General features: G+C 66.7%; 14 protein-coding genes. 5 read left to right on the top strand and 9 right to left on the bottom strand.

The genetic code is table 11. The features are described from left to right. Positions 1-2: 2 nt before the first annotated feature. Positions 3-692 (top strand): response regulator transcription factor, encoded by a 690-nt coding sequence (locus tag ACZK45_RS03170; RefSeq protein ID WP_032129701.1) that lies wholly within the window; start codon positions 3-5, stop codon positions 690-692. Continuing rightward, complete coding sequence (locus tag ACZK45_RS03165; RefSeq protein ID WP_125895350.1) at positions 689-1,981, top strand: sensor histidine kinase; 1,293 nt, start codon at positions 689-691, stop codon at positions 1,979-1,981. Before ACZK45_RS03170 ends, ACZK45_RS03165 begins: the two co-directional genes overlap by 4 nt. A gap of 47 nt (positions 1,982-2,028) precedes the next feature. Here the strand turns inward: ACZK45_RS03165 and ACZK45_RS03160 are convergent, their stop codons facing one another. Genes ACZK45_RS03160 through ACZK45_RS03150 form a run of 3 tightly spaced genes read right to left on the bottom strand, consistent with a single transcriptional unit; the run spans position 2,029 to position 4,754 of the window. Next, the gene (locus tag ACZK45_RS03160; RefSeq protein WP_293795237.1) at positions 2,029-2,760 is read right to left on the bottom strand and encodes a LytR/AlgR family response regulator transcription factor; all 732 of its coding nucleotides are present in this window, start codon (positions 2,758-2,760) and stop codon (positions 2,029-2,031) included. Further along, positions 2,757-3,803, bottom strand: coding sequence for a sensor histidine kinase (locus ACZK45_RS03155; protein WP_293795235.1), 1,047 nt, complete (start codon positions 3,801-3,803; stop codon positions 2,757-2,759). Before ACZK45_RS03155 ends, ACZK45_RS03160 begins: the two co-directional genes overlap by 4 nt. A gap of 24 nt (positions 3,804-3,827) precedes the next feature. Next, positions 3,828-4,754 (bottom strand): alpha/beta fold hydrolase, encoded by a 927-nt coding sequence (locus ACZK45_RS03150; protein ID WP_478445442.1) that lies wholly within the window; start codon positions 4,752-4,754, stop codon positions 3,828-3,830. A 203-nt stretch (positions 4,755-4,957) separates the two neighbouring features. On the opposite strand from ACZK45_RS03150, the gene metF reads away from it, so the two are divergent. Then, positions 4,958-5,785, top strand: coding sequence for a methylenetetrahydrofolate reductase [NAD(P)H] (metF, locus tag ACZK45_RS03145; protein WP_049399801.1), 828 nt, complete (start codon positions 4,958-4,960; stop codon positions 5,783-5,785). A 40-nt stretch (positions 5,786-5,825) separates the two neighbouring features. Continuing rightward, positions 5,826-6,410: a DUF4124 domain-containing protein gene (locus tag ACZK45_RS03140; RefSeq protein ID WP_125895347.1), complete on the top strand. Its 585-nt coding sequence runs from the start codon at positions 5,826-5,828 to the stop codon at positions 6,408-6,410. Positions 6,411-6,497: 87 nt separating this feature from the next. Here ACZK45_RS03140 and ACZK45_RS03135 read toward each other — a convergent pair whose 3' ends face one another. The 3 genes from ACZK45_RS03135 to ACZK45_RS03125 all read right to left on the bottom strand — a co-directional run bounded on the left by ACZK45_RS03135 (position 6,498) and on the right by ACZK45_RS03125 (position 11,557). Then, positions 6,498-7,454, bottom strand: coding sequence for a Nudix family hydrolase (locus ACZK45_RS03135; RefSeq protein WP_125895346.1), 957 nt, complete (start codon positions 7,452-7,454; stop codon positions 6,498-6,500). Positions 7,455-7,567: 113 nt separating this feature from the next. Then, positions 7,568-10,300, bottom strand: coding sequence for a preprotein translocase subunit SecA (gene secA / locus ACZK45_RS03130; RefSeq protein WP_032129708.1), 2,733 nt, complete (start codon positions 10,298-10,300; stop codon positions 7,568-7,570). Between the two features lie 300 nt (positions 10,301-10,600). Further along, positions 10,601-11,557: a M23 family metallopeptidase gene (locus ACZK45_RS03125; protein WP_107432410.1), complete on the bottom strand. Its 957-nt coding sequence runs from the start codon at positions 11,555-11,557 to the stop codon at positions 10,601-10,603. A gap of 12 nt (positions 11,558-11,569) precedes the next feature. Here ACZK45_RS03125 and ACZK45_RS03120 point away from each other — a divergent pair, with 12 nt between their 5' ends. Continuing rightward, positions 11,570-12,019: a DciA family protein gene (locus ACZK45_RS03120; RefSeq protein ID WP_005408086.1), complete on the top strand. Its 450-nt coding sequence runs from the start codon at positions 11,570-11,572 to the stop codon at positions 12,017-12,019. A 282-nt stretch (positions 12,020-12,301) separates the two neighbouring features. Here ACZK45_RS03120 and lpxC read toward each other — a convergent pair whose 3' ends face one another. The 3 genes from lpxC to ftsA all read right to left on the bottom strand — a co-directional run bounded on the left by lpxC (position 12,302) and on the right by ftsA (position 16,060). Beyond that, entirely contained in the window at positions 12,302-13,213 is a 912-nt protein-coding gene (gene lpxC / locus ACZK45_RS03115; protein ID WP_005408085.1) for a UDP-3-O-acyl-N-acetylglucosamine deacetylase, read from the bottom strand. 205 nt (positions 13,214-13,418) lie between these two features. Then, the gene (gene ftsZ / locus ACZK45_RS03110) at positions 13,419-14,654 is read right to left on the bottom strand and encodes a cell division protein FtsZ (protein WP_478445441.1); all 1,236 of its coding nucleotides are present in this window, start codon (positions 14,652-14,654) and stop codon (positions 13,419-13,421) included. A gap of 170 nt (positions 14,655-14,824) precedes the next feature. Then, on the bottom strand, positions 14,825-16,060 hold the full coding sequence (gene ftsA, locus ACZK45_RS03105) for a cell division protein FtsA (protein WP_005408083.1): 1,236 nt from the start codon (positions 16,058-16,060) through the stop codon (positions 14,825-14,827). Positions 16,061-16,063 lie beyond the last annotated feature (3 nt).

Genomic DNA, 16,063 nt, shown 5'->3' with positions numbered 1-16,063 from the left:
CCATGGACGCCGAGCGCCTGCGCCTGCTGTTGATTGAAGACAACCTGCCGCTGGCCTCGGCCATCATCGACATGCTGCAGGCGCATGGCCATCTGGTCGATTTCGCCGCTGGCGGACACGTCGGGCTGCAGTTGGCGCTGGCGTCACCGCCGGATGTGCTGCTGCTCGATATCGGGTTGCCGGGCACCGATGGTACGACGGTCTGCCGTCGGTTGCGCGAGTGCAGTGATCGGCACGTCCCCATCCTGATGCTGACCGCACGCGATGCGATCGACGACAAGCTGCAGGGCTTCGCTGCGGGCGCGGATGACTATCTGGTCAAGCCCTTCGACGATGCCGAGCTGCTCGCCCGCTGTCTCGCCCTCGCCCGCCGCCATCGCGTGGGTCAACCGAACCTCCTGCAGATTGGACCGCTGAGCATCGACCGCCGCAGCGGCCAGGCCTGGCGCGCGGGATTGCTGCTGGAGCTGGCACAGGTTCCGCAGCGCATCCTGCTCGTACTGGCCGAGGCCTGGCCGCGAACCGTCACCCGCAGCGAGCTCGTTCAACGCCTGTGGGGGGATGAAGCACCTCCTTCCGATCCGCTGCGCTCGCATCTGTACCTGTTGCGGCAGGTACTGGACAGGCCGTTCGAAGGCGAGATGCTGCGCACCGTCCACGGTGTCGGCTTCCGTCTGGAAGCTTCGCCATGAAACCGCGGCCCACCCAGCACCTGCGCCGTCGACTGCTGATCACATTCACAGCCTTCGCGCTGTTCACCGCCATGGTGTTCGGCACCTACTCGCTGGTGTTCATGTATGTGGTGGAAGACAGCATCTTCAACGCCCAACTGGACCGTGAAGCACGGGCTCAGCTCGCCCGGCACGCGCTCGAAGGGGACTGGCGTACACCTGCCGATGCCGCAATCCAGCTGCATCGTTCACCCTCTACCTTCCCCGACGATCTGCGCAGCGAGTTCGCAAAGGAACCGTGGCGCTCGGAGTTCGCGGGTGTCGATGGTCGGCACTACCATCTCAAGCGGATCGATCCCCCGGCCGGCGCCCGCCCTGCTTGGCTTGTGTCGGAGGTCAGTGCGCAACTGGTGGTCCGGCCGATCCGCGATCGGGTCGTAATGCTGCTTGCCGGCACAGCACTGCTGGTCCTGATCGCGGCGATCTTCCTCGGCATCTGGCTCGCCCATCGCAGCACACGCTCGCTCTATGCGCTGGTCGAGGAGGTTGAAGCGCTGCAGCCGGAACCAGGCCCCGGCGTGCGCCTGGCAGCACGTTTCGACGATGACGAGATTGGCGTGCTCGCGCGCGCCCTGGATGGATTGTCCGCACGCGTCGCTGCCTTCGTTGCCCGCGAACACGCGTTCACGCGCGATGCCAGCCACGAACTGCGCACACCCTTGAGCGTCATCTCCAGTGCGGCAGGCCAGTTGGCCAGCGAGTCGGGCCTGTCCGAGCGTGGCCGCCAGCATGTGCAGCATATCCGTCTTTCGGCACTGCAGCTGCAGCAGGCCATTGCGGCGCTGCTGGCGCTGGCTCGCGAGGAAACCGCCAGCCACGGCGCTCCGCCGGTCAAACTTGTGCCGCTGCTGGAACGGGTGATCATCGAGCAGTCTCCGTTGCTGGCTGCACGGCCGGTCGAGGTACAGCTGACCGTGCCCGACGGGGCCACGCTGCGCGCGCCCGAGGCGGCCCTGCGCGTAGTCCTGGCCAATCTGGTCGGCAATGCGTTCGCGCATACCGCGCAGGGCCAGGTCCTGATTGCATGGCAGGACGCTCAGCTGCTGGTGCACAACACGGCAGGTGCTTCACCCTTCCTTGGCAACTGGCCCGAGCCGCGGCCATTCGACAAGCGTGATGGCAGCGAGGGCAACGGCCTGGGCCTGGATATCATGCGGCGACTGTGCAGCCACTACGGGCTCGAACTGGTCATCCAGCACGGCGGTGGCGGGGTGATGGCCCGCTTGAGGGGGCAGCCAGCCGAGGCATGAAGCGCCTCCGGCGGTCCAGCCCGGTCAGTGCCGAGCTGTAGCGGCAACTACAACGCCATCCGCTCGCGCAGTTCACGCGCCTGCCGCCGCGACACTTCCACCTCGCTGCCATCATCCAGCGCCAGGTCATAGCCGTCGCCGATGCTGGGCGACACCCCACGGATACGGCGCAGGTTGACCAGTGTGTTGCGGTTGGCGCGGAAGAAAAGATCCTGCGGCAGGCGTGCTTCCAGCGCGCTCAGGCTGCGGGTCAACAGGGCGTTCTGGTCGCGGAACCACAGCCGCGTGTAGTTGCCATCCACCACCAGCCTGCGGATCTCGGAGACCGCCACGAACCAGCAGCGCTCACCCTCGCGCACGAACACCTGGTCCTGCGCACCCAGTGTGCTGCGCGGCTCCGGCGTTTCGCCCGCCACCACCTCGCGCTGGCGCGCCCGCTGCAACGCTTCCAGCAAACGCGGTGCCTCGACCGGCTTCACCAGATAGTCCAGCGCGTTGGCCTGGAACGCGCGCACCGCGTAGGTGTCATAGGCGGTAACGAACACCACCGCCGGCACCGCCTCCAGCCCGTCCAGCACATCGAAGCCACTGCCGGACGGCATCTGCACATCCAGCAGCACCAGGTCCGGCGCCAGTGTGGCGATCGCCTCGCGCGCGGCGGGCACATCGTCGGCCTCGCCCACGCACTGCACCCAGGGCAGCGCTGACAACAGCGTGCGCAGCTCCTGCCGCGCCAGCCGCGCATCATCAACGATCAACACGCGCAGCACGCCATTCATTGCGGAATCTCCAGCAGGGCCTGCATGCGGTCGCCGACCGGCTGCAGGATGAAACGACCTTGCGTACCGAGCTGCGCACGCAGGTAGGCCAGGCCGACGCCATGCCCAGGGGTGGGCTCGTTGGCGCTGCCCAGCGGATTATCCACCTGCAGGCGCAGCACGTCATTGTCCAGCGTGGCACGGATCTGCACCTCGCCGCCGCCGGGGCGGCTGGCGATGCCGTGTTTGATCGCGTTTTCCACCAGCAGCTGTAGTGCCATCGCCGGCAACTGCGCCTGCATGGCATCGGCATCGATCTGCTGCCGCACCTGCAGGCGCTGTTCGAAGTGGATCGCCTCGATGGCCAGGTAGTCGTCCACCACCGCCAGTTCCTCGGCCAGCGTGACCTGCTCGCTGCGGTTGTGCGCCAGCGCCTGGCGCAGCGTGCGCGACAGGCGGGTGACCATGTCGCGCGCACGCTCAGGATCTTCCAGGATCAGCGCGCGCAGGTTGTTCAGCGCATTGAACATGAAGTGCGGGTTGAGCCGTGCACGCAGCGCATCGCGTTCCAGCGCACTGCGCTCGGCTTCGGCGCGCAGGCGGGCCAGTTCCGCCCCGCGTATCCGGCGCAGGCTGTGCAGGCTTGCCCAAAGCGCTGCCCACAGGGCCAGCATCACCGCAGTGGTGTACCAGTAGAGCAGCAGCGCCTTGGGGCTGAAGTCGGCCGTCTGCCGCCCCAGGCTCACCCAGTTCCAGGCCAGCGCCGAGTGCAGCGCGATGTTCACCAGCAGCTGCGCCACTGCCGCGCCCAATGCCACCGACAGCGCCAGCCGCAGCAACAGCCCGGCCGTTCCGCGCGCCCACCAGTCTGCACGCAGCGCCAGCGCGCGGATGGCACCGCTGCATCCGAACAGGGCCAACGCCAGGCCCAGCGTGATCAACACGCCTGCGCTTCCGGCATCGCTGAAATAGGCTTGGCGCAGGCCGATTCCGGCAACGCCATAGAGCGCCCATACCAGCGCATTGAGCAGCCAGAAGCGTACCGTCGAGGAGGAATCCGGCATGTCCATTCCGAGGCGTGTTGAAACTCAGTGGTGGCGGTCGAGGAAGGCCTGCACCTGTTCCTGCAACCAGCGCGGATCATCCCACATCAGGAAGTGGAAACCCTGCGCGCTCATCGCGATCTGTACGCCCTGCAGTTTCGCGTACTGCGACTGGAACACCGCCCGGGTGCCGTCCTCGGTGCCACCCATCGGCTGGTAGCCGGCCCAGCTGCCCAGCACCAGCGTCGGTGCGGTGATCGAGGCAATGCTGTCACGCAGGTCAGTGGTCATCACCGCATGCATGGCATCGGCCGTGGTCTGGCGATCGCTGTCTTCGCCCCAGCGGCCCAGTTCGGCCTGGCGCTGAGTATCGCGGGTCATCCCCGGCAGGCCCGCCTTCAACTGCGCCTGCCATTGCGCGGCGTCGGCGGCCAGCATGCCCTTGCGCAGCTGGTCGGCCACCGGCCGCACGCTGTCAGCGGTGGCCTTCGGGTCACGCGCGGCCGGCAGGAATGGCAGGGCGTCAACCACCACCAGCGCGCTGACTGCCTTCGGCTCGGCCTGCGCCATCTGCAGGCCCAGCAGGCCACCGAGGCTGTGGCCAACCACCACCACCGGCCCCAGATGCTGGTCATGCAGGTAGGCCAGCAGCTGCCCGCGCATCGCCGGCAGGAACTCGACCGGGCGCGGATCGGCCGCGAGCGCACCGGCAAAGCCGGGCAGCTGCACCAGATGGCACTGCACATCCTTCAGGGCCAGGCAGGTCTCGCGCCACACCTCGGCGCTGCTGTTGAGGCCGGGAATCATCAGCAGCGGGCGGCCCTTGCCGACCACCTCGACCTGCACCTTGCCCGCCGCCGGGGCGCTGGCGGCGTGCGCCGAGCCGGAGCCGAGCACGGCCATCGCCATGCCGATCATCGCCAGCCGGGCCAGGGCCTTCATTGCATACCAGAGTGCCAGGAAGATCTTCATCGTCTGCTCCTTCGTCAGGTGGGTGGTGCCGGAATGGGCTCAGCGTGCCGCCGGCCACGGCACCCGGGGGGCGATTTCGGAGCAGCGGCCGATCGCCGGGGCGAACGGTCGCAGGCGGCTGACGATGTTCGCCCGCAGAAATTGACAACATCCATCTTGATGAAGCGATATACTGATCCGCACCCGCCGCTGCCGCCCGTGCCATGACCGCCATCAGCTTCGAGTTCTATCCGCCCAAGACCGACGAACAGCGCAGCCAGCTGGACCGTGCCGCGGCCAGGCTGAAGGACTACGGTCCCGAGTACGTGTCGTGTACCTTCGGCGCCGGTGGCTCGACCCTGAGCTATACCTCCGAGACCGTGCGCCACCTCAACCAGCACCATGGCTTCGATGCCGCACCGCATCTGTCCTGCGTCGGCGGCACCCGTCAGGAAATCCGCGAGTTGCTCAAGCTGTACCGCGCCATCGGCTGCCGCCGCCTGGTCGCGCTGCGCGGCGATCTGCCGTCGGGCATGGGTTTCCCCGGTGACATGCGCTATGCCGCCGAACTGATCGACTTCATCCGCGCCGAGCACGGTGATGCGTTCCATATCGAAGTGGGCGCGTACCCCGAAACGCACCCGCAGGCTTCCGACGCACTGGCCGACCTGAAGCATTTCAAGGCCAAGATCGACGCCGGTGCCGATGCGGCGATCACCCAGTACTTCTTCAACCCCGATGCCTACTTCCATTTCGTCGACGAAGTGCGGCGGCTGGGCGTGCAGGTACCGATCACGCCCGGCATCATGCCGATCGCCAACTTCAGCCAGCTGCGCCGCTTCTCCGAACAGTGCGGTGCGGAGATCCCGCGCTGGATCAGCCGCAAGATGCAGGCCTATGGCGATGATGCAGAGTCGGTGCGTGCATTCGGCACTGAAGTGGTGGCCAAGCTGTGCCAGCGCCTGATCGAAGGCGGCGCACCCGGCCTGCACTTCTACACCTTGAACCTGGCCAAGCCGACCACTTCGGTGCTGAAGCTGCTGCAGGGCTGAAAGCACGGCGCGCAAGCGTGATCGGCGCTACCCTGCGAGGATGATCCGGCTTTCCTTCCTGCTGTTGCTGCTGCCGCTGTGCGTGCTGTCGAGCGTCGCCCACGCACAGTCCACACGCCTGAACCGCTGCACCGATGCCCAGGGCCAAAGCGTCTACACCGACCGGCCCTGCGACAGCCTGGGCGCGCGGTCGCGGTTGCCACCGCCTGCGCCCGCCGGCAATACCCTGCAGCGCGACACCCTGGGGGCACGCTGCCCGCGGCGGCTGAGTGAACTGGTGGACGCGCTGCGCGTCGGCATCGTCAGCAACGATGTGAATCGGCTGTCCTCACTGTATCTGTGGGGCGCGGTTTCCGATGCGGGCGCGCAGCGCATCCTCGGCCAGCTGGAATCGTTGGCGCGGCGGCCCCTGGTGGACGTGGTGCCGGTGTATCCGTCACAGGCGCTGCCGCAATCGCAGGATGAGGATCAGAGCCCTGCCGCGTTGGGATCCGACCCTGTGGCCTCTGTGGCGCGGCATCCCATCGGCCTGCGCCTGGAGCAGACCCTGCCCGGCAGCGCGTCGCGCGCTTCGACGGTGCTGGGGTTGCGACGGCAATACGGGTGTTTCTGGATCACGCTGTGATCGCGAGCATCCATCCACGCATGGCGTGGATCTACTGCCTCCATCCCACACGGTAGCGCCGGGCCATGCCCGGCGAGCGAAGCAGCTTTACTCCGGCCACAGCGTGCGGATGGCGGCGATGCCCTGCCCACCATGGCGACGCGCTTCGGCGATGTGACCGCGGCCCATGCCGCCCAGGGCGTAGATTGGCAGTGACACCTGCGCGCGCAGCTCGGCGAACGCGTTCCAGCCCAGCGGCACGGCATCGGGATGGCTGGCCGTGGCCTGCACCGGGCCCAGCACGGCGAAGTCGCAGCCCAACCGCTGTGCGGCCTGCAGCTGCTGCAGGTCATGGCAGGACGCGGCCACCAGCTGGCCTTCGGGCAGCGGACGCTGCGACAGCTCCAGCAGCTGCTCGCTGCCCAGGTGCACCCCAACGCCCAGTACGCGCGCGCGTTCGATATCGCGGTTGAGCAGCCACTGCACCCCGCTGCGACGATGCGCGCGCACGGCCTGTTCGACCATCGCCTGGCGCTGCGGATGCGCCGTCGGCAACCGCAGCTGGATGCGCTGCTGGCCCGCGTCCACCGCGCGCTGCAGCTGTTCATGCCAATGCTGCATGCCGCCCTCATCATCGGCCGGCGCCGGGGTGATCAGGTAGCTGTCGGGTTGGCGCAGCGCGGCCACCACCGGCAGATCGGCCGGTGGCATCGAATAGCGACCAAGTTTATCCGGCGCCACCCAGGTAATGGCCTGGCCCTCGCGGCCACGTGGCGTCCCCTTCCAGCTGCGCACGTGGCGCACTTCCAGGGTCAGGTGCTTGTCCGGGTAGCGCTGCGGCACATCCATCAGCCATTCGCCGACATCGGCTTCGATGCCCAGTTCCTCGCGCAGCTCGCGAACCAACGCCTGCTCGGAGGTCTCGCCGGATTCGCGCTTGCCGCCGGGGAACTCCCACAGGCCGGCCATGTCGCGGTTCTCGGTACGACGGTTGAGCAGCACGCGGCCACGGGCGTCGGTGATGACGGCGGCCACGACGTGGATCGATCGGGTGGGGGGAGCCATGGGGGAAGCATGCCCAGAACAGGGCGGCCCGCGCAATCTCGGATCGGGCCGGATCAGCCCCGCGAAACAGCCGCCATGAAAAAAGAGCCCCGCTTTCGCGGGGCTCTTCGGCGTCAGCTCAGCTGGCCGTGGCAGTGCTTGTACTTCTTGCCACTGCCGCACGGGCATGGATCGTTGCGGCCGATCTTCGGCTCATCGCGCTGCGCCTGTGCAATGCCCTGCTGGGCAGCCTGCACCTGCGCGGCTTCCTCGTCGGCGCTGTAGCCGCCCACGTCCTGGTGCTGGAACTGCGACTGGCTCAGGCGTGCTTCGGCCTGCTGGCGCTCGGCGGCTTCCAGCGCCTGCACTTCCTCGTCACTGCGGATGCGCACGCGCGACAGCAGGGTCACCACTTCGCGCTTGACGTTCTCCAGCATGTCCGAGAACAGCTCGAAGGCTTCCTTCTTGTATTCCTGCTTCGGCTGCTTCTGCGCGTAACCACGCAGGTAGATGCCCTGGCGCAGGTAGTCCATGCGCGCCAGGTGCTCCTTCCAGCTCTGGTCCAGCACGGTCAGCATCACGTGCTTCTCCAGCGCGCGCATGGTTTCCTCACCGACACCGGCTTCCTTCTCGGCAAAGTGCTGGTTGACGCGCTCCTGCACCTTGGCAGCGATGGCTTCGGCGTCCAGCTCTTCGTGCGACTTGACCAGGTCGGTCAGCGACATCTGCAGGCCGAAGTCCGACTCCAGGGTCGCTTCCAGGCCACGCAGGTCCCACTGCTCGTCGATCGAGTTCGGCGGCACGAAGCGGGCCACCACGTCGAAGATCACGTCGTCGCGGATGCCGTCGACGTTGTCCTTCACCGACTCGGCGTCCAGCAGTTCATCGCGCTGTGCGTAGATCACCTTGCGCTGGTCGTTGTTGACGTCGTCGAAGTCCAGCAGGTTCTTGCGGATGTCGAAGTTGTGGGCCTCGACCTTGCGCTGCGCCTTCTCGATCTGGCGGCTGACCAGGCGGTCCTCGATGACGTCGTCTTCCTTCATGCCCATCATGCGCATGGCCTTCTGCACCCAGTCGGAGGCGAAGATGCGCATCAGGTTGTCTTCCAGCGACAGGTAGAAGCGGGACGAACCCGGGTCACCCTGGCGGCCCGAACGGCCACGCAGCTGGTTGTCGATACGGCGCGATTCGTGGCGCTCGGTGCCGACGATGTGCAGGCCGCCGGCAGCCTTGACGGCCTCGTGGCGCTTCTGCCAATCGGCCTTGACCGCGGCCTTCTGTTCGTCGGTCGCGCCTTCGCCCAGCTCGTGGATTTCCGCTTCCAGCGAACCGCCCAGCACGATGTCGGTACCACGACCGGCCATGTTGGTGGCGATGGTGACCGCGGCCGGACGACCGGCATTGGCGACGATGGTCGCTTCGCGGTCATGCTGCTTGGCGTTGAGCACTTCGTGCTTCACGCCGGCCTTGCGCAGGTGCTCGGACAGCATTTCCGAGGTTTCGATCGAGGTGGTACCCACCAGCACCGGCTGGCCACGCTTGGCGCACTCTTCGATGTCGGCCAGCACCGCATTGAACTTGCCCTTGCGGTTCAGGAACACCTGGTCCGGGCTGTCCTTGCGGATGGTCGGGCGGTTGGTCGGGATCACCACCACTTCCAGGCCGTAGATGCTCTGGAACTCGAAGGCTTCGGTATCGGCCGTACCGGTCATGCCGGACAGCTTCTTGTACATGCGGAACAGGTTCTGGAAGGTGATGCTCGCCAGCGTCTGGTTCTCGCGCTGGACCGGCACGCCTTCCTTCGCTTCCACCGCCTGGTGCAGGCCATCGGACCAGCGGCGACCGGACAGGGTGCGGCCGGTGAACTCATCGACGATGACCACTTCGCCATCGCGCACGATGTAGTCCACGTCACGCTGGTAGATCGCGTGCGCGCGCAGCGCGGCGTTCAGGTGGTGGACCACGGTCAGGTTCTGCGGCGCGTACAGGCCTTCGGTCTCGCCGTCGAGGATGCCGGCCTCGACCAGCAGCTGCTCGGCGTGCTCCATGCCCGCTTCGGACAGGTGCACCTGCTTGCCCTTCTCATCGACCCAGAAGTCGCCTTCGCCGTCTTCCGCTTCCTGCTTGACCAGGTTCGGTACGACGCGGTTGACGCGGATGTACAGCTCCGGGGAATCGTCGGCCGGGCCGGAGATGATCAGCGGGGTACGCGCTTCGTCAATCAGGATGGAGTCGACTTCGTCGACGATGGCGTAGTGCAGGCCGCGCTGGTAGCGGTCGGCCTTGGACAGCGCCATGTTGTCGCGCAGGTAGTCGAAGCCGAATTCGTTGTTGGTGCCGTAGGTGATGTCCGAGGCGTAGGCTTCGCGCTTGTCGCTGTGCGGCATGCCCGGGTACACCACGCCCACGCTCAGGCCCAGCCAGTTGTACAGCTTGCCCATCTGCGCGGCGTCGCGGCGGGCCAGGTAGTCGTTCACGGTGACCACGTGCACGCCCTTGCCTTCCAGCGCGTTGAGGTACACCGGCAGGGTCGCCACCAGGGTCTTGCCTTCACCGGTGCGCATTTCTGCGATCTTGCCCAGGTGAAGCACCATGCCGCCGATCAGCTGCACGTCGTAGTGGCGCATGCCCAGCACGCGGCGACCGGCTTCGCGGCAGACCGCGAACGCTTCCGGCAGCACCTTGTCCAGGGCTTCACCGTCGGCGATGCGCTGCTTGAACTCCGGCGTCTTGGCCTGAAGCTGCTCGTCGGAAAGCTTCTCGATCTCCGGCTCCAGCGCATTGATCTTGGCGACGATGCGGTTGAGCTGGCGCAGCTGTCGTTCGTTACGACTGCCAAATACGCGGGTAAGCAGGCTGTTGATCATTGAAGGAACCGGGTTGGATGGACACGACGCCCGGCCTCCCCCTTGGGATCCGTCCGCCGCAAACGAAACAGGGCGCCTGGCGCCCTGTCGATGGCAACACCCATTGTAGCTTGGGACGGCCGCAAGGGGTTTCAACCCTTTGGCGGCAATGGCATCCGAACATTCCCGGTAGTGCCGGCCGCTGGCCGGGTACGCGATGCTGCCGAAGATCATGAGGTTGCCGCCCAGCGGCCGGCACTACCAGATCAACGGAATCGGGCCAGGGCCCTTCCGCGGCGCGGAAGGAGTCCGACCCGGGCATCAGCCGCGGCTGACGCGGCCGACCGGCGTGTTGCCGCCGTCGCCGAGGAACTTGCGCGGGTTGACCACGTTGCCGTTCTCCCACACCTCGAAGTGCACGTGGGCGCCGGTCGAACGACCGGTGGAACCGGCCTTGGCTACTTCCTGCCCGGCACGGACCAGGTCGCCGACCTTCACCACCAGGCGCGAATTGTGCGCGTAACGGGTGACGTAGCCGTTACCGTGGTCGACGTCGACCACGTTGCCGTAGCCGCCCTTCACGCCGGAGAAGCTGACCACGCCTTCGGCCACGGCCATCACCGGGTCACCGACCCTGGCGTGGAAGTCCATGCCCTTGTGGGTGGCGGCACCGCGGCCGAACGGGTCGGCACGGGTGCCGAAACCGGAGGTCACGTAGCTGTTGCGGATCGGCATGCGCGACGGCACGGCGTTCTGCTGCAGCTGGTGGTCGAACATCAGCGATTCCATCACCGACAACTGGCGACCTGAAGCAGCGAAGCGCTGCTCCAGCACCTGTAAGTCGGCGTTGACGTCCTTGACCGGGATGTCGCTGGTCGGGCCGCCGGCGTCGCCGTCACCGAGACCGGGGGTCTCGTTGAAGTCGAACTCGCCGTCTTCCAGCTTGCCCATCTGGGTCAGCCGTTCGCCGAGGGCGTTGAGGCGGGTGGCCTGGGCCTGCAGCTCGCCGAGGCGGGCCGCCAGCGCGTTGACCTGGGTCTGCGCATCGCGCTTGACCTTGGCCAGCTCTGCATCCTGGCGCTCGACCTTGGCCTGCAGGCGGGAATCATTCAGCGCGCTGGCGCCAATGCCGCCGGCAAGGCCGATAATGCAGCCTACCCCGAGCACGCTGCCCAGCAGGGCGCGGGGGCGGTCCTCGAAATAGAACCGCAAACGCGCGATCGGCGACGCTTTGGCCTGTCCTTCACGCGTTTTGATTACGATCTTTTTGAATGCCATCAGTGAGTTTTCATGTCTGAGCCGAAATCCAGCGTTCGCCCCGCGTCAGTGCCGAAGCCGGCGCTGGATGCGGTGATGGCGGACAAAAGCGGGAACCCGCTGCGGCGTGCCTTGTGGCTCGACGCGCTGGACCGTCAGTTGCGCCCCCAGTTGCCGCCACCTCTGCGCAGCCGTTGCCGGCTGGCCAATGTGGACGGGGAACACCTCGTTTTTCTCGTCGAGTCCCCGGTCTGGCATGCCAAGTTGCGGCTTGCCGAAGCCCAGTTGCTCGACGCGGCCCGTTCCATCGGGCTGAAGGCCACCAGGGTGACCATCAAGACTGCGTCTCCCACTCCCACGCGCTCCCCAGCGCTCGACAACCGGAATGGACCCCACGCAGTTTCAGCCGCCACGCACAAAGGGCTACGCGACGCCTTGGCTTGCCTGCAGGACGTTCCTTCGAAGCCGAAGAAGCGGTCCTGACGACAACGGAGCATCCGGCTCCGCTCCCCGTCGCGCGTGTCACCACGGCGTGAAACAATTCGGGGGCCGGGTCGCATCCTAGCTGCCATCCGGGGGCCTGTCGTTAGATTGTTGTTAAAACCGCGTTAAATTCAGGCTTCCGATCCAACAGGTTCACAAAACCGTGACCTCGAACCGGCCTTGACTCGCGTCAAGCATGCTGAATGCGCCGGACACGCCTGAAACGACAACGCCGCCCTGGAAGGCGGCGTTTTTGTCTTTCAATTCAACGATCTACAGGAATCAAGCGTAGGCCGGGGTAGCGTATTCCACCGGGTCCGGGGTGGCCGGCGAGTCGAAGCTGACCCATTCCCAGGCGGTGGCGTCGGCCATCAGCGCCCGCACCAGCTTGTTGTTGAGGGCGTGACCGGACTTGAAGCCTTCGTAGGCACCCAGCACCTGGCCACCGGCCAGATAGAGGTCGCCGATCGCGTCGAGGATCTTGTGGCGCACGAACTCGTCGGCGTAGCGCAGGCCGTCTTCGTTGAGCACGCGGAACTCGTCCAGCACGATGGCGTTGTCCATCGAACCGCCCAGGCCCAGGTTGCGCTCGCGCATGTATTCCAGGTCGCGCATGAAACCGAAGGTGCGCGCGCGGGAGATTTCCTTGGTATAAGCCAGCGTCGAGAACTCGATTTCCTGGCGCGACTGCTTGGCCGGGATCATCGGGTGATCGAACTGGATGGTGAAGCCCAGCTTGTAGCCCTCGTACGGGCTGAAGCGGGCCACCTTGTCGCCCTCGGTCACTTCCACGGTCTTCAGCACGCGGATGAAGCGCTTGGGCGCGTCCTGTTCCACGATGCCCGCCGACTGCAGCAGGAACACGAACGGGCCGGCCGAACCGTCCATGATCGGCAGCTCGGCCGAGGACAGTTCGACGATGATGTTGTCCACACCCAGGCCGGCCAGCGCCGACATCAGGTGTTCGACGGTCTGGATCTTGGCGTCGTTGCAGGTCAGGCCGGTGCACAGGGTCACTTCGGTGACCAGTTCGGCCTTGGCCGGCACTTCCACCACCGGGTCCAGATCCACGCGACGGAACACGATCCCATGGTTGACCGGTGCCGGGCGCAGGGTCATGTAGACCTTGTCACCGCTGTGCAGGCCAACGCCGGTGGCGCGGATCGTGTTCTTGAGGGTGCGTTGCTGGATCATGGGGGATGGGCCGGAAGTGACACATTAGATTAACACGCGCCCTCCCCTACCCTGGCTGAAACGCCAGTGAAGGCTGCCGGCAGGACGCACCGGCACGCCGCGGGGACGCGCGTGAAGCAGGGCAGCCGGACCCATCCTGGCCCGGCGCCCGCGTTTTCAGGACATGGTGGCGCAACCCGGGGAGGACAAGCCCCGGGCGCCCCGCTTAGTCCGCCTGGCGGCGCAGGAACGCCGGGATGTCCAGGTAATCGTTCGGCAGTTCCGCCGCCGCCGGGGCCGAAGCGGCCGGGGCCGAGGGAGCGGAGGCTGCCGCGGTATCGCTGCTGGCGCGACGCAGGCCCAGACCCATGCCGCCCACGGCCTTGGACACGGCGTCGCCGCCGTTGTCGAAGTCACCGAATTCCGGCTGGCCGGTGGTGGCGTTGCGGACCAGCTTGATCGGCGCACGCTCGCCCGGACGCTGGGACTTGCTGGCCGAGACGCGGTTCAGGCCGGTGGCGACCACGGTCACGCGCACTTCGTCCTGCATGTCCGGGTCGAGCACGGTACCGACCACCACGGTGGCGTCTTCGGAAGCGAAGCCGTCGATGGTGCGGCCGATCTCGTCGAACTCGGCCATGGTGAAGTCGGCGCCGGCGGTGATGTTGACCAGGATGCCGTTGGCACCGGCCAGGTTCACATCGTCCAGCAGCGGGTTCTGGATCGCGGCTTCGGCCGCGGCCTGGGCGCGGTCATCACCACGGGCGGTGCCGGTACCCATCATCGCCAGGCCCATTTCGGACATGACGGTGCGCACGTCGGCGAAGTCGACGTTGATCAGGCCCGGACGCACGATCAGGTCGGCGATGCCCTGCACGGCGCCCTGCAGCACGTCGTTGGCGGCACGGAAGGCTTGGATCATGGTCGCGTTGCGACCCAGCACGGAGATCAGCTTCTCGTTCGGGATGGTGATCAGCGAGTCGCAGTGCTGGCTCAGTTCCTCGATGCCCTTCAGCGCCACCTGCATGCGGCGACGGCCTTCGAACGGGAACGGCTTGGTGACCACGGCCACGGTCAGGATGCCCATTTCCTTGGCCAGCTGTGCCACCACCGGCGCAGCGCCGGTGCCGGTACCACCGCCCATGCCGGCGGTGATGAACACCATGTCCGCACCCTGCAGGGCGTCCATGATGCGCTCACGGTCTTCCAGCGCGGCCTGACGGCCGACTTCCGGGTTCGCGCCTGCGCCCAGGCCCTTGGTCACGTTGGTACCCAGCTGCAGCTGCAGCTTGGCACCGCAATTCTTGATGGCCTGCGAGTCGGTGTTGGCGGTGATGAATTCCACGCCGTCCACCGCCGAGTTGACCATGTGCGCCACGGCATTGCCGCCGCCGCCGCCCACGCCAACCACCTTGATCACCGCATTGGGTGCCATCTTTTCGATCAGTTCAAAATGCGCCATGTCCGTGTCCTCGTTGTATCCGCTTTGGCTGGCATGGGCATTCGGGCGTCCTGCCGTCCTGCTGCATGCCGACGTTGCGGCTGTGTGGGTTGTGTGTTGCCGGTGTTGCGTTGTGCTACGGGTACTGCGGGTGCTGCGCCCGGGCGATGCCCGGTGTTACGGGTTCCGCGTCAGAACTCGCCGCGGAACCAGGTCTTGAGTTTCTTGAACATGCTTCCAGCGCGCCCGGTCGGCAGCGACGGCCGCCGCGGGTGCTCGATCTGGCTGCCCATCAGCAGCAGGCCCACGCCGGTGGCATGCACCGGGTTGCCCACCACTTCGCCCAGGCCGGTGACGTGCTGCGGGATGCCCACGCGAACCGGCATCTGCAGCATTTCCTCGGCCAGTTCGACCACGCCTTCCATCTTCGAAGCGCCACCGGTCAGCACCATGCCGGCGCGTACCAGTTCCTCGAAGCCGGAGCGGCGCAGTTCGGCCTGCACCATCTCGAAGATTTCCTCGTAGCGGCCCTGCACGGCCTGCGCCAGCGAATGGCGCGGCATGCGGCGCGGCGGGCGGTCGCCCACCGACGGCACCTGGATGCTTTCCTCGGCGGTGGCCAGCTGGGCCAGGGCGCAGGCATAGCGCACCTTGATCTGCTCGGCTTCCGGGGTCGGCGTGCGCAGCATGTGCGCGATGTCATTGGTGACGTGGTCGCCGGCGATCGGCAGCGAAGCCGTGTGGCAGATCGCGCCCTGCACGAACACCGCGATATCGGTGGTGCCGGCGCCCATGTCGACCAGCACCACGCCCAGCTCGCGCTCGTCAGCGGTCAGCACCGCCACGCTGGAGGCCAGCGAGGACAGCACCAGGTCGTCCACCTGCAGGCCGCAGCGCTGGACGCACTTGCTGATGTTGGCCGCAGCCGACTGCGCGCACACCACCAGGTGGGCATGCACTTCCAGGCGCACGCCGGTCATGCCGACCGGGTTGCGGATGCCTTCCTGCGAATCGTCCAGGACGTACTCGCGCGGGATCGCGTGCAGGATCTTCTGGTCGGCCGGAATCGCCACGGCCTTGGCCGCATCGAGCACGCGATCCAGGTCGCCCCAGGTCACTTCGCCGTCGCGGATCGGCACGATGCCGGGCGAATTCTTGCACTGCACGTGGTTGCCGGAGATCGAGGCATACACCGAGCGGATCTCGCAGCCGGCCATCAGCTCGGCTTCTTCCACCGCGCGCTGGATCGACTGCACGGTCGATTCGATGTCCACCACCACGCCACGCTTGAGCCCGCGCGACTCGTGCGAGCCGATGCCGATCACTTCGATCGGGTTGCCCGGCGAGTACTCGCCCACCAGCGCCACCACCTTGGAGGTGCCGATGTCCAGGCCAACGATCAGCGATTTGTCACCCTTGCGATTCATGTC

It is taken from the genome of Stenotrophomonas sp. 63632_Sma (assembly GCF_056482875.1).
Note: the sequence above shows the minus strand (reverse complement) of the source record. Positions and strands in the feature narration are given on the sequence as shown.